11 protein-coding genes are annotated in these 18,364 nt (G+C 70.8%); 8 read left to right on the plus strand and 3 right to left on the minus strand.

The features are described 5' to 3' along the window. Positions 1–8 precede the first annotated feature (8 nt). Positions 9–3,077: a hypothetical protein gene (locus tag ACO2RJ_RS00660; protein WP_423266082.1), complete on the minus strand. Its 3,069-nt coding sequence runs from the start codon at positions 3,075–3,077 to the stop codon at positions 9–11. A 245-nt stretch (positions 3,078–3,322) separates the two neighbouring features. Here ACO2RJ_RS00660 and ACO2RJ_RS00665 point away from each other — a divergent pair, with 245 nt between their 5' ends. Further along, positions 3,323–4,339 carry a P1 family peptidase gene (locus tag ACO2RJ_RS00665; RefSeq protein ID WP_423266083.1) on the plus strand — a complete coding sequence of 339 codons (1,017 nt, stop codon included), beginning with the start codon at positions 3,323–3,325 and terminating at the stop codon, positions 4,337–4,339. A 97-nt stretch (positions 4,340–4,436) separates the two neighbouring features. Here ACO2RJ_RS00665 and cysP read toward each other — a convergent pair whose 3' ends face one another. Beyond that, entirely contained in the window at positions 4,437–5,450 is a 1,014-nt protein-coding gene (gene cysP / locus ACO2RJ_RS00670; RefSeq protein ID WP_423266084.1) for a thiosulfate ABC transporter substrate-binding protein CysP, read from the minus strand. 189 nt (positions 5,451–5,639) lie between these two features. Here cysP and ACO2RJ_RS00675 point away from each other — a divergent pair, with 189 nt between their 5' ends. From ACO2RJ_RS00675 to ACO2RJ_RS00695, 5 genes are read left to right on the plus strand one after another with little or no spacing between them, the layout of a single operon-like run. Then, positions 5,640–6,308, plus strand: coding sequence for a phosphoribosylanthranilate isomerase (locus ACO2RJ_RS00675; RefSeq protein ID WP_423266085.1), 669 nt, complete (start codon positions 5,640–5,642; stop codon positions 6,306–6,308). Further along, positions 6,305–7,522, plus strand: a complete 1,218-nt coding sequence (gene trpB, locus ACO2RJ_RS00680; protein ID WP_423266086.1) for a tryptophan synthase subunit beta — start codon at positions 6,305–6,307, stop codon at positions 7,520–7,522. The genes ACO2RJ_RS00675 and trpB overlap by 4 nt, the downstream gene beginning before the upstream one ends. Beyond that, positions 7,519–8,352: a tryptophan synthase subunit alpha gene (gene trpA, locus ACO2RJ_RS00685; protein WP_423266087.1), complete on the plus strand. Its 834-nt coding sequence runs from the start codon at positions 7,519–7,521 to the stop codon at positions 8,350–8,352. Before trpB ends, trpA begins: the two co-directional genes overlap by 4 nt. A 37-nt stretch (positions 8,353–8,389) precedes the next feature. Next, complete coding sequence (gene accD, locus ACO2RJ_RS00690) at positions 8,390–9,310, plus strand: acetyl-CoA carboxylase, carboxyltransferase subunit beta (protein ID WP_423266088.1); 921 nt, start codon at positions 8,390–8,392, stop codon at positions 9,308–9,310. After that, the gene (locus tag ACO2RJ_RS00695) at positions 9,307–10,659 is read left to right on the plus strand and encodes a bifunctional folylpolyglutamate synthase/dihydrofolate synthase (protein WP_423266089.1); all 1,353 of its coding nucleotides are present in this window, start codon (positions 9,307–9,309) and stop codon (positions 10,657–10,659) included. Before accD ends, ACO2RJ_RS00695 begins: the two co-directional genes overlap by 4 nt. Positions 10,660–10,671: 12 nt before the next feature. On the opposite strand, the gene ACO2RJ_RS00700 is transcribed toward ACO2RJ_RS00695, so the two are convergent. Then, positions 10,672–11,658 (minus strand): Bug family tripartite tricarboxylate transporter substrate binding protein, encoded by a 987-nt coding sequence (locus ACO2RJ_RS00700; RefSeq protein ID WP_423266090.1) that lies wholly within the window; start codon positions 11,656–11,658, stop codon positions 10,672–10,674. 201 nt (positions 11,659–11,859) lie between these two features. Here ACO2RJ_RS00700 and addB point away from each other — a divergent pair, with 201 nt between their 5' ends. Continuing rightward, positions 11,860–14,934 (plus strand): double-strand break repair protein AddB, encoded by a 3,075-nt coding sequence (gene addB, locus ACO2RJ_RS00705; RefSeq protein WP_423266091.1) that lies wholly within the window; start codon positions 11,860–11,862, stop codon positions 14,932–14,934. After that, positions 14,931–18,344 carry a double-strand break repair helicase AddA gene (addA, locus tag ACO2RJ_RS00710; protein ID WP_423266092.1) on the plus strand — a complete coding sequence of 1,138 codons (3,414 nt, stop codon included), beginning with the start codon at positions 14,931–14,933 and terminating at the stop codon, positions 18,342–18,344. The genes addB and addA overlap by 4 nt, the downstream gene beginning before the upstream one ends. The last annotated feature ends 20 nt before the right edge of the window (positions 18,345–18,364 follow it).

The raw sequence follows: 18,364 nt of genomic DNA on the forward strand, positions 1-18,364 counted from the left end.
GCGGCCGGTCACACGACGGAGAAGTCTCGAAAGCCGATCGTCCCCGCCGAGAAGGCGATCGTCGCGAACTGAACCGCGTCCGCGCCGCCGACGCCGTCGGCGTCGTAGAGCAGTCCGCCGGTGCTCTGGCGGAAGATGACGCGGTCGTCGGCGTCCTCGGCCCTCGGGCCGATGCGGAACTGTCCCGCCTTCAACTGTCCGACGTCGAGCGTCGAGAAGATGGCGTCGTCGAGCCTGATCTGATCGTCGGGCGCATAGAACAGCGTGATGCGGTCGATGTTGCCCGGCGAGAGCTTCGTTGAGAACCGGAAGACGTCGGGGCCGCCGCCGCCCTCGAGGGAATCGCTCCCCAGCCCGCCGTCCAGCGTGTCGGCGCCGGCGTTGCCGCGCAGGGTGTCGTCGCGAGCGCCGCCTTCCGCGAAATCCCCCCTGAAGGTGCCGGAAAAGTCCACCGCCTCCATGTGGACCGCGTCGAGCGCGTAGCGGCCCGAGGCCGAGCGCAGCGCGAAGGCGCCGTTCCCGCCGAAGGTCAGCTCGACCCCGCTCGCGTTCTCCTGCGCGGCGTAGATCACCAGCGTGTCGAAGCCGGCGCCGCCGTCGAGCGCGTCGCCGGCGTCGCCCGACCGGCGCATGCCGGCGTCGAGCGTGTCGTCGCCGCCGCCGCTCGCGATGACGTCGGCCTCGCGTCCGCCGACGATCCGGTCGTCGCCGCGGCCGGTCGCGATCGAGATCGCCTCGATCCGCTGGATCGTCTCGACGCCGAGATGCTTGAGCGCCGTGTGCTGGCCGAGGGTGAAGACGACGTTCTCGGCCGTCGCGCCGTAATCGGCGATCCAGCGATCGACGCCGGCCCCGCCGTCGACCACGACGCCGCCGCGCCCGGTGTCGATCCGGTCGTCGCCCGCGCCGCCTGTGAAGCTGACCCTTTCCACGGCGGTGGCGTCGACGAGGTAGCGCCCGTCGGCTGAAAAGACGACATAGCCGGAAGGTTTGGTCGCGAGCGTCAGGGCGCTGCGGTCGACGCGGGCATCGACGACCAGCGTGTCGATCCCCGCGCCCCCGTCGAGCAGGTCGCCGCCGTCGCCGTCGTGATGGGTTCCGCCGTCGAGCGTGTCGGCGCCCGCCCCGGAAGTGATCCTGTCTCCCTCGCCGCCGCCGGAAATGCGGTCGTCGCCGCGGCCGGTCGTCAGGCTCAGGGCCTCCACGCCCGCGATCGCCTCGAGACCGAGCGGCTTCAGATCCGTGGTCCGGCCGAGGATGAAGGCGACGTCGCGCGCCGTCGCGCCGTAATTGGCGATCCAGCGATCCACGCCGCCATAGCCGTCGACCCGAACGCCGCCTGCGCCGGTGTCGATGACGTCGTCGCCCTTGCCGCCGGTGAAGCGCACCTTCTCGCAGTCGGTGGCGTCCACCGAGAACCGGTTTGAGCCCGACCGCACGAAAAAGCCGCCGCCGTTAACCCCGAGCGAGACGCCGAGTTTCTCGGCGCGAGCGTCGACGACGAGCGTGTCGACGCCCGCGCCGGCGTTGAAGATGTCGGTTCCCGTCTCGCCGAAGACCGGCCGGGTTTTCAGATCGACGACGTCGCGGCCGGCGCCGGTGTTGACGATGTCGCCCTGGCCGCCGCCGATGATCGTGTCGTCGCCGGCGCCGGTCGTCAGCAGGATGCGTTCGATGTCGGCGAGCGAGAGCAGGCCGAGCGCCGTCAGCGCTACCGCCCCGCCGCTGCCGGGGGCGGGAAGCTCGAACCTCACGTCGCGCGTGGTCGCGCCGTAGTCCGCGACCCAGGTGTCGACCCCGCTTCCGCCGTCGATCCTTTCCGCGCGCGAGCCGGAGTTGATGAAGTCGTTCCCCGACCCGCCCGTGAACCGGATCTTCTCGCAGTTCGTCGCGTCGACGTCGAAGTTGCGCGAATCCGAATCCACGAAGAAGCCGTCCGCGGTCACGCCGAGCGAGACGCCGGCGGTCTCGTTGCGGGCGTTCACGATGAGCGTGTCGACGCCGGCGCCGGCGTCGAAGAAGTCGGTCTGCGTCTCGCCGTTCGGCGATCGGGTCCTGAGGTCCGCGACGTCGTCGCCGGCGCCGCCCCTGACCGTGTCGCCTCGCGTTCCGCCGACGACGGTGTCGTCGCCGCTTCCCATGGTCAAAGCGATCCGGTCGACGCCCGTGACGGATTTCACGCCGAGTTCGTCCAGGCGGAAGTCGAGATCGAACCGGAACGTCAGGTCCGATTTCGCCGCGCTCATGTCGGCGATCCAGAAATCCATGCCGGCGCCGGCGCGCACGATGACGGCTCCGGTCCCAGTGTCGATGATGTCGTCGCCGGACCCGCCCAAGAACTCGACCTTCTCGGTGTTCGCCGCGTCGACCACGAAGCGGTTCGAACTCGACCGGACGAAGAAGGAGTCGGCGCCGGACCCGAGCTGCACCGACCGGGATTCGGTCCGTGCGTCGACCACGAGCGTGTCGACGCCCGAGCCGCAATCCACGACGTCCGTTCCGGTTTCGCCGAGCGGCCGACGACGCCCCGCGTCGACGCGGTCGGCCCCGGCGCCCGTGACGATGGTGTCGCCCTCGTCGCCGCCCAGGACCGTGTCGCGGCCGCCGCCCGTGGTCAGCGAGATACGGTCGATGTTTCGGACGGTGACGCCGACGGCGAGAATCCCGAGATCGCCTCGGGTGTCGAAGAACATGTTCTCGGAGCGCGCGCCGAAATCGGCGATCCAGATGTCGACGTCCGAGATGCCCCCGCCGTCGATGACGCCCGTGGCGTTGCCCGTGTTGAAGACGTCGTTCTGGGACGAGCCGGTGAAGAGGACATACTCGATGCCGGTCGCGAGGCAGTTGGTGTTCCCGTCGGAGGAGACGATCGACCAGTCGCCGGTTCCGGCGCTGCCGATAAAGGTCGCGGAGGATCCGGCCCCGATCGACAGCGTGTCGAAGCCGGCCCCGCCTTCGACCGTGTCGACCTCGTTCGTGCCCGGGGGCCTCTGGCTTACCCCGCGCGGCTCGAAATAGTCGTCCCGCGGCGAGCCGGTCAGAAGATCTGCGCGCGCTGTGCCTATGCGGTTGACCATTGGTGGCTCCCAAGATGTCAGGATCGCACGGGAGAGAGTGATCGCGATTTCTTCAGTAGCCAATTCGTAGAAACGCCTACGAAATCATGCGCGATGGCGAGTTCAGTTCGTAATAGACGCGCGATGTCGTTGTCTCAGTGATAAAATCTGTTAATCGGGCGCTCAAGGTCGCGTCGGATGGCGTCAAAGCTGTGGGATGGGACGTCCAATGGAGGTCCGGGATCGGATCTGCTAAAGCCGCCCCGATGCGCCTGACCCTTCGCCCCGGCCTCCGAAACGCGCTGACCGACGTCGCCGGCGTGCGCGTCGGCCATGCCGGCGACATGCGCCTCGGCTCGGGCGCGACCGCGATCGTGTTCGACGCGCCCGCAATCGCCTCGGTGGACGTGCGGGGAGGCGGGCCGGGCACCCGCGAGACCGACCTGCTGCTGCCCGAGCGCACGGTCGAGCGCATCGACGCGATCGCGCTGGCGGGCGGCTCGGCCTTCGGCCTCGACGCCGCCGCCGGAGTCATGGCCGCGCTCGCCGAACAGGGCAGGGGCTTCGCCGTCGGCTCGGCGCGCGTGCCGATCGTTCCGGGCGCGATCCTGTTCGACCTGCTGAACGGCGGCGCCAAGGACTGGGGCCGCTACCCGCCCTATCGCGAACTCGGCCACGCCGCGACGCTCGCCGCGACCGCCGACGCCGCGCTCGGGACCGTTGGGGCTGGGATCGGCGCCAGGACGGCGACTCTCAAGGGCGGGCTCGGCATGGCGTCGTCGGTGATCGACGAGCTCGGCGTCACCGTCGGCGCGATCGCCGCCGTCAACGCGCTGGGCTCGGCGACGGCGGGCGACGGGCCGCAGTTCTGGGCTGCGCCCTTCGAGATCGGCGACGAGTTCGGGGGACTGGGCTCGCCGCTCCGGCCCGACCCGGACTCATGGTTCCCCGAGGCGAAGCCGATGGCCGGCGCCAACACCACGCTCGCCGCGGTCGCGACCGACGCCGCGCTGACCAAGGCGGAAGCCCGCATGCTCGCCGTGATGGCGCAGGACGGGTTGGCCCGGGCGCTGGTTCCCGTCCACACCCCGCTCGACGGCGACGTGGTGTTCGCGGCCTCGACCGAGCGGATCGCGATCACGGGCGACCGGCTGACCGCGCTCGCCGCCATCGGCCATGTCGCGGCGCTGACCCTCGCCCGCGCCGTCGCGCGCGGGGTGTTCGAGGCGACGCCGCTGCCGTTTCCGGACGCGCAGGCGAGCTGGCGCGGGCGGTTCGGCTGAGGCGGCCGGCGGCGGGACGCGCCTGCCGCCAAATTTCACGCGATTGCGCAGGATTGACCCGGGATTGCGCCCGCGTTCCAGCGCGCCGCGATCCCTTTCAGCGGCCGACGAACACCTGGTCGAGCTTGCCGCCGGACGCGAAATGGGTCTCGTTCGCCTTCTTCCAGCCGCCGAAGACGTCGTCGACCGAAAGCAGCTCAACGGCCGGGAAGCGGTCCTTGTTCGCCTCCATGATCTTCGGATCCTGGACTCGGTTGTTGAAGGAGGCGATCAGCTCCTGCCCCTTCGGCTCGTAGAGCCAGTTGAGATAGGCGGTGGCGAGCTCGCGGCTGCCGCGACGGTCCGCGACCTTGTCGACGACGGCGACGGGAAACTCCGCGAGCAGGCTGACCGGCGGCACGACGACGTCGACCTTGTCGGCGCCGTACTCCTTCTTCACCGCCGCGGTCTCGGCCTCGAAGGTCACCAGCACGTCGCCGATGCCGCGCTCCACGAAGGTCGTGGTCGAGCCGCGTCCGCCGGTGTCGAACACGGGGACGTTCGCCAGCAGCTTCTTGACGAAGGCGTCCGCCTTGGCCTCATCGCCGTTGTTCGTCTTCAGCGCGTAAGCATAGGCCGCAAGATAGGTGTAGCGAGCGTTGCCTGACGTCTTCGGGTTGGGGAACACGACCTTGACGTCGTCGCGGATCAGGTCGTCCCAGCTCTTGACCTGCTTGGGGTTGCCGGAGCGCACCACAAAGGCCGGCAGGGAGTAGTAGGGCGAGGCGTTGTTGGGGAATTTCGACTTCCAGTCGGCCGCGACCAGCTGGCCCTTGTCGGCGAGCACCTGGACGTCGAGCTCCTGGTTGAAGGTCACGACGTCGGCCTCGAGGCCCTCCAGGATCGCGCGCGCCTGCTTGGAGGTGCCGGCGTGGCTCTGGTTGACGGTGACGTCGGCTCCGGTCCTCGCCTTCCAGTCCGCGGTGAACGCCGTGTCGACCGCGGCGTAGAGCTCGCGACCGATGTCGTAGGAGACGTTGAGGATCGTGTCGGGGGCGGCGGCGGCCGGCGCGACCGAGAGCGCGAGCAGGCCGAACGCGAAGGCGGCGCGGCGAAGGACGGCAGCATGCATGGCGGAGGCTCCGAAGGCCCGCTGATGGGCGCAGTTTCCAGCGCCGATCTAGCCGTTCGCGCCGCTCGACGCAAGAATTACCGGAATTAAAACGATGTTTTGATATAAAAACATTTTCATAACGTATAATCTGCTGTGGACTTTCGAGGCTACGACGTGCGAAGCCGCGAAAGGCAGGGCGAAGCGACCATGACGATCGACGTAAAAATCTGCGGGCTTTCAACCGCGCCGACGCTCGACGCGGCTCTCGACGCCGGCGCCGATCTCGTCGGTCTGGTGTCGTTTGCGAAGAGCCCGCGCCATGTCTCGCTCGAGCAGGCCTCGGCGCTCGCCGAGCGGGCGAGGGGGCGTGCGCGGATCGCGCTGCTGACGGTCGACGCCAGCGACGCCGACCTCGCCGCGCTCGTTGCGGCCGTAGCGCCGGACGTCCTGCAGCTTCATGGCCAGGAAACGCCCGAGCGGGTCGCGCGGCTGAAGACGACGTATGGCCTGGAGATCTGGAAAGCCGTCGGGGTCTGGTCGTCCGACGACCTCGCCGCCGCCGAACGATATCGCGACGTCGCAGACCGGCTTCTGTTCGACGCCAAGCCCCCGGCGGATGCGGAGCTTCCCGGCGGCAATGGCGTCGCCTTCGACTGGACCCTGCTCGCCGGCCTTGACCCCAAGCGTCCCTTCGTGCTTTCCGGAGGTCTGACGCCCGAGACGGTGGCGGAGGCGATCCGCGTCACCCGCGCGCCCGCGGTCGACGTCTCGTCCGGCGTCGAAAGCGCGCCCGGCGTCAAGCAGCCCGAGCTGATCGCGGCCTTCGTGCGCGCAGCCCGCGCCGCATCCTCGAATGACGGAAGGTCTTCGTCGTGACCGCTCAGCCGCAGCCGAACTCCTTTAGAACCGGTCCCGACGAACGCGGCCGTTTCGGCATCTATGGCGGCCGCTTCGTCGCCGAGACGCTCATGCCGCTGATCCTCGAGCTCGAGAAGGCCTACGAGGACGCCCGGAACGACCCCGCTTTCATCGCGGAGATGGCCGGCCACCAGACCCACTACATCGGTCGTCCCAGCCCGCTCTATTTTGCGGAGCGTCTGACGGAGAAGCTCGGCGGCGCGAAGGTCTATCTGAAGCGCGAGGAGCTAAACCACACCGGCTCCCACAAAGTGAACAACGTGCTCGGCCAGATCATGCTCGCCCGCCGGATGGGCAAGAAGCGGATCATCGCCGAAACCGGCGCCGGCCAGCACGGCGTGGCCACCGCGACGCTCTGCGCGCGCTTCGGGCTCGAATGCGTCGTGTTCATGGGCGCGGTCGACGTCGCCCGGCAGGCTCCGAACGTGTTCCGCATGAAGATGTTGGGCGCGACCGTCGTGCCCGTGCAGTCCGGCGCGAAGACCCTGAAGGACGCCATGAACGAGGCGCTGCGCGACTGGGTCACCAACGTCTCCGACACCTTCTACTGCATCGGCACGGTGGCCGGGCCGCACCCCTATCCGGCGATGGTTCGCGACTTTCAGTCGGTCATCGGGCGCGAGACCCGCGAACAGATGCTGGCGCTGGAGGGGCGGATCCCCGACAGCCTGATCGCCTGCGTCGGCGGGGGCTCGAACGCCATGGGGCTGTTCCACCCGTTCCTGGACGACACGGACGTCGAGATCTACGGCGTGGAAGCCGCGGGCTTCGGTCTGAGCGGGCTGAACGCCGCCTCGATCGCCGGCGGGCGGCCGGGCGTGCTGCATGGCAACCGCACCTATCTCTTGATGGACAAAGACGGCCAGATCGAAGAGGGCCACTCGATCTCGGCCGGCCTCGACTATCCCGGCATCGGCCCGGAGCACGCCTGGCTGAACGACATCGGCCGGGTGACCTATCTCTCGGCGACGGACGACGAAGCGGTCGCCGCCTTCCAGACGCTGTCGAAGCTCGAAGGCATCATTCCGGCGCTCGAAAGCGCCCATGCGATCGCCAAGGTGCTGGAGCTCGCGCCCGCGAAGCCGAAGGACCATCTGATGGTCGTCAACCTCTCCGGCCGGGGCGACAAGGACGTGCCGCAGGTGGCGGAACTGCTGGGAACCACGCTGTGACGACCCGACTCGACGCCCGCTTCGCCGCGACCGCGAGCGAAAACCGCGCCGCGCTCGTGACCTTCGTCACGGCCGGCGATCCCGATCACGCGACCTCGCTCGCGATCGTCAAGGCGCTGCCGGGGGCCGGCGCCGACGTGATCGAGCTCGGCATGCCGTTCACCGATCCGATGGCCGACGGCCGGGCGATCCAGGCCGGGGGCCTGCGCGCGCTGGCCGCCGGCGCGACGCTCGTGAAGACCCTCGACCTCGTGCGGGCTTTCCGAGAGAGCGACGACGCCACGCCGATCGTGCTGATGGGCTACTACAATCCGATCTACGCCTACGGGGTCGATCGCTTCCTCGTCGACGCCAAGGCGGCCGGCGCCGACGGCCTGATCGTCGTCGACCTGCCGCCGGAAGAGGACGAAGAGCTCTGCCTTCCCGCGTTGAAGGCCGGCCTCGCCTTCATTCGTCTCGCCACGCCGACGACCGACGACGCCCGGCTGCCGACCGTCCTGACCAACACGTCCGGCTTCGTCTACTATGTCTCGATCGCAGGCATCACGGGCTCGGCGACGCCGGATTTCGGCGTGGTGTCTTCGGCGGTCGCGCGCCTGAAGCGGCACACCAAGCTGCCGATCGCCGTCGGCTTCGGCGTGAAGACGCCGGAGCACGCCGCGGCGATCGCAGCCGGCGCCGACGGCGTGGTCGTGGGCTCGGCCCTGGTCGAAGCGGTGCGCGGAAGTCTCGACGCCAACGGGGCCGCCACGGAAAAGACGGTTTCGGCCGTCACCGACCTCGTTTCGGCGCTCGCCGCCGGCGTCCGCCGTGGGCGCGCCGCCGCGTGACGTCGACGGAACACGCCCGACAGGAGGCCTTCTCCGCATGAACTGGCTCGTCAACGTCGTACGGCCCAAGATCAACAGCCTGCTGACGCGGCAGGCCGCGACGCCCGAGAATCTCTGGATCAAATGTCCGGAGACCGGTCAGCTCGTGTTCCACAAGGACGTCGAGGCCAACCACTGGGTCATCCCCGGCTCGGGCTATCACCTGCGCATGGGCGCGGTTCAGAGGCTCGCGGCGACGCTCGATTCCGGCTTCGAGGAGATCAAGCTTCCCGACGTCGCCGCCGACCCGCTGAAGTTCCGCGACGAGAAGAAATATGTCGACCGCCTGAAGGACGCGCGCGCCAAGACCGGCATGACGGACGCGGTGAAGGTCGCCGTGGGCGCGATCGAAGGCTCGCCCGCGACCGTGATCGTGCAGGATTTCGAGTTCATGGGCGGTTCGCTCGGCATGGCGGCCGGCGAAGCGATCGTCGCAGGGCTCGAGACCGCCGCCGCCCGTGGGACGCCGGCGATCCTGTTCGCGGCCTCCGGCGGGGCGCGCATGCAGGAAGGCATTCTCTCGCTGATGCAGATGCCGCGGACCACGGTGGCCGTGCAGATGCTGCGCGAAGCCGGCAAACCCTACATCGTCGTGCTGACCAACCCCACGACCGGCGGGGTCACCGCGTCCTACGCGATGCTGGGCGACGTCCACATCGCCGAACCCGGGGCGCTCATCGGGTTCGCCGGACCGCGCGTGATCGAGCAGACCATCCGGGAGAAGCTGCCCGACGGTTTCCAGCGCGCCGAGTATCTCAGGGACCACGGCATGGTCGACCTCGTCGTTCACCGCAAGGACATGCGCGCCACGATCGCGCGGCTCTGCCGGCTTCTCTCCGGCGCCCCAGCCGCCGATACGCTCCTCGACGCTCCGGAGACATTGTCGGACGAGGCGCAGGTTGAGGCCGCCCACGCGTGAGCGCCGAACCTGTCGCGGAGCCCCCTTCGCCGGGCCTGAGCGACGCGATCCTCGCGCGCTTTCTCGCGCTGCATCCCAAAGAGATCGATCTCTCGCTCGGCCGCGTCGCGCGGTTGCTGGGCGAACTCGGACATCCCGAACGGTCGCTGCCCGCTACGATCCAAGTCGCGGGCACGAACGGAAAGGGCTCCACCACCGCCTTCCTGCGCGCGATGCTGGAGGCGGCCGGCAAGTCGGTCCATGTCTACACCTCGCCGCATCTCGTGCGGTTTCACGAGCGGATCCGCCTCGGCGCGCCCGGCGGGGGCGCTTATGTGGACGAAGACCGTCTCGCCGATACGTTCACCGAGGTCGAGCGCGTCAACGCGGGCCAGCAGATCACCCTGTTCGAGATCACGACCGCGGCGGCGCTGCTGCTTTACGCCCGCCACCCGGCCGACGTGCTCCTGCTCGAGGTAGGCCTCGGCGGCCGCTATGACGCCACCAATGTGGTGGAGCGGCCGATCGCGAGCGTGATCACCCCGGTCAGCCTCGACCACCAGAAGTTTCTGGGCGAGGATCTGGCCGCGATCGCGCATGAGAAGGCCGGCATTCTGAAGAGCCTGACGCCAGCGGTGATCTCCCGGCAGGACGACGTCGCGCTGCGGGCGATCGAGCGCGAGGCGGCCCGCGTCGGCGCGCCGCTCAGCGTCTCCGGCCAGGACTGGCAGGCGCGCGAGGAGCGCGGGCGGCTGGTGTTCGAGGACGGCGACGGGCTGCTCGACCTGTCGTTGCCGCGGCTTGTCGGGCGTCACCAGATCGAGAACGCCGGCGCCGCCATCGCCACGCTGCGGGCCGTCCCAGCCCTGGGGATTTCGTCGGCCGCCATCGACGCCGGCCTTGCGGCGGTGGACTGGCCGGCGCGCATGCAGCGTCTCGCTTCAGGAGAACTAACGAAACTGCTGCCGGACGGCGCCGAACTCTGGCTCGACGGGGGACACAATCCAGACGGGGGCCGCGCGATAGCCGCGACGCTCGGAGACCTCGACGAGCGGTCGCCGAAGCCCATCGTGCTCGTGGTCGGCATGCTCAACACCAAGGACTCGGAAGGGTTTCTCGAAGCCTTCGCGGGCCTTGCCGGACGCGTCTACGGCGTGCCCATCGGCTCGACCTCGGCGGCCCGCTCCCCCCAGGAGGTCGTCGATGCGGCCGAGAGGGCGGGGCTGTCGGCGGAAGCCTGCGACTCGATCCCGGAGGCCCTGGCGAAGGCCGCGCGCGCGGCCGGTCCGACGCCGCCGCGCGTGTTGATCACCGGCTCGCTTTACCTCGCCGGCGAGGCGCTCGCCGCGAACGGCACGCCGCCCAGCTGAAGTCCGGAGCGGTCAGTCCGCCTGCAGCTTGGCGTCGCGGATCAGCTTGGTCCATTTCTCCGTCTCGGCGCGCTGATAGGCCTCCGCCTCCGCGACGCTGCTGCCGATCGCGATGAAGCCGAGCCCTTCCAGCCTGTGCGCGGCCTCCGGCGCCTTCACCCCGGCGGCGACTGCCTGGTTCAGCCGCGAGACGACCTCGTCGGGCGTTCCGGCCGGAGCCAGCAAAGGGTACCAGCTGTCGAGCACATAGCCCGGCGCGCCGGCTTCCGCGACGGTCGGGGTGTCGTCCCATCCCTTCATGCGCTTCGTCCCCGTTGTCGCGAGCGCCCGCAGGCGGCCGTCGTCGACGAGCTTGCGCGCGACCAGCGGGCTGATGAAGCTGATGTCGACGCGGCCGGCGAGCAGGTCGACGAGAACTTCGCTGGTGCCCTTGTACGGCACGTGGATGATGTCGAGCCCCGCGACGCTCTTGAACAGCTCGCCGCCGAGGTGGAGCGTCGTGCCGACGCCGGACGAGGCGTAGGTGAGTTCGCCGGGCTTGGCCTTCGCCAGCGCGATCAGCTCTTCGAGCGTCTTCGCCGGCAGGTCCTTGCGGACGGCGAGGACGGACGGGCCGCCGGTCACGTTGCAGACTGGCCGCAGATCCTCCGTCCGGAAGGAGGGGCTCTTCGTCAGCATGGGATGCGTGACCCAGCCGACGCCGGTGGCGAGCACCGTCGTGTAGCCGTCCGGCTCGGAGCGGGCCGTCGAGCCGACGCCGGTGGCGCCGCCTGCGCCGGCCCGGTTCTCGACGATCGCCTGCGCGCCGAGGGCCTCGGTCAGCGTCTGCGCGGTCAGCCGACCGACCACGTCGTTCGGCCCGCCGGGCGGGAAGGGCACTATCACAGTGACGGGCTTGTCGGGAAACGCAGCGCGCGCCGGAAAAGCGAGCGTCAGAGCCGCGCCCGCTCCAAGAGCCAGGGCCATGCGGCGGGATGGATTGTCGTGAAGCTCAAGCACGGCACGTCTCCTGGCGCGAGAATGGGCGGACAGCGCAAATATTGCGCACTACTGAGTTGGGCATTTGGCCAGATTAAAGAGATGTGGCGCTCGGCCTGCAAGTAAACTGCGCGCCGCTTCGCCCGCGGAGGATTCTGCGTAAGGGACGGGAAATCGGCCGCGCCCGCCCTTCGGCCTTCGCGCAAGGGTTAAGATTGCGCCATGGCCGATTCCCCGCCGCGTCCCCGCCCGAACGTCCTGACGATCCCGACGGGCGCCGCTTTCCTGCCGACCCTGGCCCGCGGGCTGCTCGACGGCGAAATCGTCCCCGGATTCGCGCCGCGCGACGATCCCATCGCGCTCGCCGACGCCACGGTCTTCCTTCCGACGCGCCGCGCGGCGCGGGGCTTGCGCGACGCGTTCCTCGAGGCGCTCGACGGTCGCGCCACGCTGCTGCCGCGCATCGCCCCGCTCGGCGACGTCGACGCCGACGAGGCGCTCGCAGAGCCCGCCGACGAGGCGGAGGTCGAACTGCCGCCGCCCGCCGCGCCGCTCGAACGCCGGCTCGCCCTCGCGCGCCTTGTCTCAGGATTTGCGGCCGCTCTCGACCGTTCGGTCTTGACGCTCGGGCCTGACGACGGGCCGCTGATCCCCGCGACCGCCGCCGACGCCGTCTACCTCGCCGGCGAGCTCGAGGGCCTGATCGATTCGATCGAGCAGGAGGAGGTCGACCTGGCGGGTCTCGATACGCTGGTGCCGGGCGAGCACGACCGCTACTGGGCGATCACCCAGGCCTTCCTGCAGGTCGCTCTCCGGGCGTGGCCGGCCCGCATGGCGGAGGTCGGGCGGCTCGACCCCGCCCGCCGGCGCCGCCTTCAGATCGACGCCGCGGCGCGCCGCGTGGCGCAGGCGCGCGGCCCGGTGATCGCCGCCGGCTCCACCGGATCGGCGCCGGCGACGCGCCGGCTTATCGCGGCGATCGCCGGCAGCGCGTCCGGGGCGGTCGTGCTGCCAGGGCTCGACGTGGACGGTCTGGACGCGGCGGGCTGGTCGCTGCTGCTGGACGGCGAGGGGCCTGGCCTGTTCGGCCACCCCCAGCGCGGTCTCGCCCGGCTTGTCGCTGCGCTTGGGCTTGCGCGCGACGACGTGCGCACGTTGGGCGCGACGAGCTCTCCGCTCGCGGCGCGGGCGCGCCTCGTCGCGGACGCGTTGCGGCCGGCGGAGACCACCGACGCCTGGAGCGACCGGAGCGCGCCCGACGCGGCGTCGGGACTTCAGGGCGTCGCGATCGTCGAGGCGCCGCACATGCGCGGCGAGGCGGCGGCCATCGCCGTCGCCCTGCGCGAGACGCTGGAGACGCCGGGAAAGACCGCGGCGCTCGTGACGCCAGACCGCGACCTCGCCATGCGGGTGGCGCTGGAGCTGGAACGCTGGGGCGTCACGGTCGACGACAGCGCCGGCCGCCCCCTGGCGGCGACGCCCGCCGGGGCGCTGCTGAGGCTCGCCGTGGAGACCGCTCTCGATCCGCGTCCGATGGCGATCCTCGCCCTGCTTCGCGCCCCGGCCTGTCGGATCGCCGCGGATAACGCGCGCGCGGTCGACGCGCTCGACGTCGCGGCGCTGCGTGCGCCAGTTCCCGGAAAGGGCCTTTCCGGCGTGATCGCCGCGCTCCGGTCGGAGGGCGATGAACGGCGCGGCGTCGCCCGCCGGTTCGGACCCGAGGATCGGGCGGCGGCGATCAACCTCGTTGAGCGTCTAACGGAGGCGCTCGAACCGCTCGCGGCGTGCGCCGCCGAACCTTCATCCGCGCTGGCGATGCTGACGGCCGCGGCGACGCACGCTTACGCCGCCCTGTCCGGGCAAGCCGACAGCGAAGACGCGGCGGCCGTGGAAGCTTTCCTCGAAGAGCTCGGCGCATCTGCCGGCGAGGGCGATCCGATTGCAGCCGCCGCGTTCCCTTCGGTGCTCGAAGCGCTGATGGCCGGCCGCGTCGTGCGGCCGCCCCGCGACCGCCACCCGCGGGTGCGCATCTTGGGGCCTCTGGAGGCGCGCCTGATCCGCTTCGATCGAGTCATTCTGGGAGGGCTGAACGAGGCGACGTGGCCGCCGACGCCTCAGGCCGATCCCTGGATCAACCGCCCGCTGCGCGCGGCGCTTGGACTGCCGCCGCCGGAACGCCGCATCGGTCTGTCCGCGCATGATTTCTGCCAGAGCCTCGGCGCGGACGAGGCGATCCTGACGCGCTCGTCGAAGGTTGCAGGCGCGCCGGCCATCCCCTCCCGTTGGCTGCAGCGTCTGGCGGCCGTCGCAGGAGGTCCCGATTACGAGGCGGCGCTCGCCCGCGGCCGGCGCTACGTCGAGCTCGCGGAAGCCCTCGACGATGTCGATCGCGCGCCGCCCGCGCGCGCGCCGGAGCCGCGGCCGGCGCTTGCGCTGCGTCCGGTCAAGCTCAGCGTGACGGCCGTCGAAACCTGGCTGCGCGATCCCTATGCGATCTACGCCCGGCACATTCTCCGGTTGGAGCAACTCGATCCCGTCGGCCGCGAGCCTGGTCCCGGCGACCTCGGCGACGCCATTCACGGCGCGCTCGAAGCCTTCGCCAGGGCTGGAACGCCGCCCGACGCCGCGGGCGCCCGCGAGCGGCTGCTCGCATTCGGCCGGGACGCCTTCGGACCGCTTCTCGAGCGCGACGACGTGCGCGCTTTGTGGTGGCCCCGCTTCGAGCGCATCACGGACTGGCTTCTGGCGTTTCAGCGCTCCCGCACGCCGCGCGTGTCGTCGGCTTTCGTGGAGAGCACGGGCAAGCTGACCTTCCAGACCGTCGCAGGCCGCGCGTTCACCCTCACCGCGCGCGCCGACCGCATCGAGGCGCTCGGCGATGGCGGTTTCGCGCTGCTCGACTACAAGACCGGCCGCGTCCCGAGCGTGCGTCAGGCGCTGGCGGGATTTGCGCCCCAGCTTTCGCTCGAAGGCGCCATCCTGCGGGCAGGAGGCTTCTCGGAAATCGCGCCGGAGGGCGGTCCGATCGCGGAGCTCGCGCTCATCCAGCTTCTCGGTCGTGAGCCCGCAGGAGAGACGATCGACATCCGCGGCAAGACCGAGACGCCGGACGACGTCGCCGCATCGGCGCTGGAGCGCTTCAAGGCCGTCGTCGCCCGCTTCGAAAGCGAGGGCGAACCCTATCGCTCGCTGTCGCATCCCCAGTTTCTCTCGCGGCCGGCAGGCCCCTACGGCCATCTCGCGCGGGTCAAGGAATGGTCCTCGACCGGCGGCGCTCCGGAGGGGGACGCCGAATGAGCGGGCCGAGCGCAGAGACGCTGGCGCGGCAGGCGCGGGCGTCCGATCCGGGAGCGTCGGCCTGGGTGTCGGCGAACGCCGGCTCCGGCAAGACCTATGTGCTGGTGCAGCGCGTCGTGCGGCTGCTGCTCGCCGGCGCCGATCCGTCGCGCATCCTGTGCCTGACCTTCACCAAGGCGGCCGCCGCCAACATGCAGAACCGCGTGGTCGAGCGGCTGCGCGGCTGGGCCACCATGCCGAACGCGAAGCTTTCGGCTGAAATCGCGGGCCTCGAAGGCGCGCGCCCCGACGCCGCCCGCCTTTCCGCCGCCCGAAAACTGTTCGCGCGGGCGCTCGAGACGCCGGGCGGGCTGAAAATCTATACGATCCACGCCTTTTGCGGACGGCTGCTTCATCAGTTTCCGTTCGAGGCGAACGTCCCCGCCGGCTTCTCCGAAGTCGACGACCGCGACCAGGCGGAGCTTCTGGCGGAGGCGCGCGGCAGGACGCTGGCCGAGGCGGCGCAGCGCCCCGAGGGGTCGGTCGGTCGGGCGCTCGCCTCTCTCGTCGCGCGCATGGCGGAGCAGACGATCGACGGCGCGCTCGCCGAGGCGGTCGACGAGCGGGACGCTCTCCGCAAGCTGCTCACGGCGCCGGACGTCGACAGCCCGGACGGGGCCGCGCGCGCGCTCCGCCGGCTGCTCGGCCTGGCGGCCGACGAGACGCTCGCGTCGATCGAGGCGCAGATCCTCGGCGGCGGACTCGCTGCGACGGAGTGGCCGGCGCTCGCAGCGACCCTGCGCGCCGGCTCCGCGAACGACCGCAAGCTCGGCGACGCTTTCGCGGCCGCGCTCGCGGCCCGGTCCGACGAAGAGCGCCGCGCAGCCTATCTCGGCGTCTTCCTCACGGACAAAGGCGCGCCCCGGTCGGCGCGGACATTCGTCACGGCCGCGACACGTGCGGCGCACCCGACGCTCGCGGCGGTGCTGGACGCGGAAATGTCGAGGCTTGCGCTCTTGATCGAGCGCAGCAAGGCCGCGGCGCTTGTCGAACGCACGCACGCGCTCCTGACCCTCGCCGACGCCACCATCGGCGCCTATGCGAAGGCGAAGAACGCCCGCGGCCTGCTCGACTATGACGATCTGATCGGCCGCACCCGCGCGCTGCTGTCGCGGACCGACGCGGCCTGGATCCTGTTCAAGCTCGACGGCGGCCTGGACCATGTCCTCGTCGACGAGGCGCAGGACACGTCGCCCGCGCAGTGGGAGATCGTCCAGAAGCTGACGGAGGACTTCCTCGCCGGCCATGGCGCCCGAGCCTACGGCGGTCGGACAGTGTTTGCGGTGGGCGACGAGAAGCAGTCGATCTTCGGCTTTCAGGGCGCCGAGCCCGCCGCGTTCGGGGCGACGCGCAAGCTCTACGACGCCGCGCATCGCGCCGTGGAGCTGACCTTCGAGGACGTGCGTCTGACCGAGAGCTTCCGCTCCGCGACGGCGGTGCTGGCCGCCGTCGACGCGGTGTTCGCCCGCTCGGAAGCGCATCGCGGCCTCTCGTCCGATGAAATGGTGGGCACGGTCCATACCACGACGCGACGTGAGGCTCCGGGGCTCGTCGAAGTCTGGCCGATCGTGACGGCGGCGCCGGCCGCCTATGCCGAGGAAGCCTGGGATGCGCCGTTCGACCGCGTGAATCCGGAAAGCGCCGTCGTGCGGCTCGCCGAAAGGATCGCGGCGGAGATCAAGCGGACGATCGACGCCGGCGAGGTCCCTGCGGGCGAGGTGCTTGTGCTGGTGCGTCAGCGCAAGGCGCTGTTTGAGGCGATCCTTCGCGCGCTCAAAGCGAAGAACGTTCCGGTGGCGGGCGCCGACCGCCTGATCGTCGGCGAGCACATCGCCGTCATGGATCTCGTCGCGCTCGGCGACGCGCTCGTCACGCCGGACGACGACCTCGCGCTCGCCTGCGCGCTGAAGAGCCCGCTGTTCGGGCTTGACGACGACGATCTGATCGCCGTCGCGCCCGGGCGCCGCGGACGCCTGCTCGACGCGCTGGCGGACGGCCCCGAGCGGGCCGTCGCCGCGCGCGCCCGGCTGAGGACCTTCGCGGCGGAGGCGCGGGCGCGCACGCCCTTCGGATTCTTTGCGCATGTGCTGACCGAGGCCGGCGGCCGCAAGGCGTTTCGCGCGCGGCTCGGCCACGAGGTCGACGATCCGCTCGACGCCTTCCTCGATCTCGCGCAGGCGTTCACGCGCGAGCGCGCGCCGACGCTGGCGGGCTTCCTCGCCTGGATGCGGGCCGCGCCGGCCGAGATCAAGCGCGACCTCGACGTCGCTTCAGGTGAAGTGCGCGTGATGACTGTGCATGGTGCAAAGGGGCTCGAGGCCGGCCTCGTCGTGCTCGCCGACACCTGCGGGCCGGTGAGCTCCGGCCGCGGCTCGGCGTTGATCATGCTGCCACGGCCAGAGGCCGGCTACGACGCCGCGCCGATTCCGGTCTGGGCCGGACGCAAGCAGGACGATCCGCCGGCGCTCGCGACCGCCCGCGCCGAGCTCGCCGCCCGGGCCGAAGCGGAGCACCGCCGGCTGCTCTATGTCGCCATGACGCGGGCGAAGGACCGGTTGATCGTCTGCGGTCACGATTCCGGCCGCGCGCGGCCCGAAGGGGCCTGGTACGACCTGATCCGTGACGGGGTGGCGGGCGCCGAGGGCGTCCAGATCGTCGACGGCGGTGACGGCGACACGCCGCTGCTGCGGCTGGCGTCCGGCGGCCCTGGCGCTGTTCCGGACGCGCATCAGGACAGTCTCGCATTGCCGCCTGCGCTGCCCGAATGGCTCGCCGAGCGTCCCGCCTTCGAAGCCGCGCCGGGGCCGCCGCTCTCGCCGTCGGCCTTGGTGGCGGACGACGACGCCGCGGCGACGGCTTTCGTCGGAGGACCCGCCGCGGAGGCCGCCCGCGCGCGGGGCGTGCTGCTTCATCGCCTCCTCAAGGCGCTGCCCGACGTGGCTCCGGACCGCCGGGAGGACGTCGCGCGCCGCATCTCGAACGTGGCCGAACTCGGCGACGTGGTCGAGCGCGAAGAGGCGGTCGCGGCGTCGCTTGCGATCGTCTCTGATCCCGCCTTCGCCGAGGTGTTCGCGCCCGGCGGTCGCGGCGAGGTTCCGATCGTGGGCCGGCTGCTTGACGGCCGCCCGGTCTCGGGCCGCGTTGACAGGCTCGCCGTGACGGAGCGCGAAATCCTGGTCGTCGACTACAAGACCGACCGCCGACCGCCGGCCCTAGGAGCGGAGCTCCCTGCGGCCTATGTCGCGCAGCTCCGCGCCTACGCCGAGCTGCTCGCGGCGATCTGGCCCGATAGGCCGGTGCGAGGTGCGATCCTGTGGACGGCGGCGCCGAGGCTCGACGTGGTGGCGTTGGGCCGCGCCGCCGTTCCTTGACGCTGCCCGGGCCCGTTCAT

Source organism: Hansschlegelia sp. KR7-227, assembly GCF_049446035.1.
GTDB lineage: Bacteria > Pseudomonadota > Alphaproteobacteria > Rhizobiales > Methylopilaceae > Methylopila.

What these genes read in the sequence shown, in the direction of transcription:
- ACO2RJ_RS00660 (WP_423266082.1), bottom strand. Translation starts at nt 3,077, where the DNA reads ATGGTCAACCGCATAGGCACAGCGCGCGCAGATCTTCTGACCGGCTCG.
- ACO2RJ_RS00665 (WP_423266083.1), top strand. Translation starts at nt 3,323, where the DNA reads ATGCGCCTGACCCTTCGCCCCGGCCTCCGAAACGCGCTGACCGACGTC.
- cysP (WP_423266084.1), bottom strand. Translation starts at nt 5,450, where the DNA reads ATGCATGCTGCCGTCCTTCGCCGCGCCGCCTTCGCGTTCGGCCTGCTC.
- ACO2RJ_RS00675 (WP_423266085.1), top strand. Translation starts at nt 5,640, where the DNA reads ATGACGATCGACGTAAAAATCTGCGGGCTTTCAACCGCGCCGACGCTC.
- accD (WP_423266088.1), top strand. Translation starts at nt 8,390, where the DNA reads ATGAACTGGCTCGTCAACGTCGTACGGCCCAAGATCAACAGCCTGCTG.
- addB (WP_423266091.1), top strand. Translation starts at nt 11,860, where the DNA reads ATGGCCGATTCCCCGCCGCGTCCCCGCCCGAACGTCCTGACGATCCCG.
- addA (WP_423266092.1), top strand. Translation starts at nt 14,931, where the DNA reads ATGAGCGGGCCGAGCGCAGAGACGCTGGCGCGGCAGGCGCGGGCGTCC.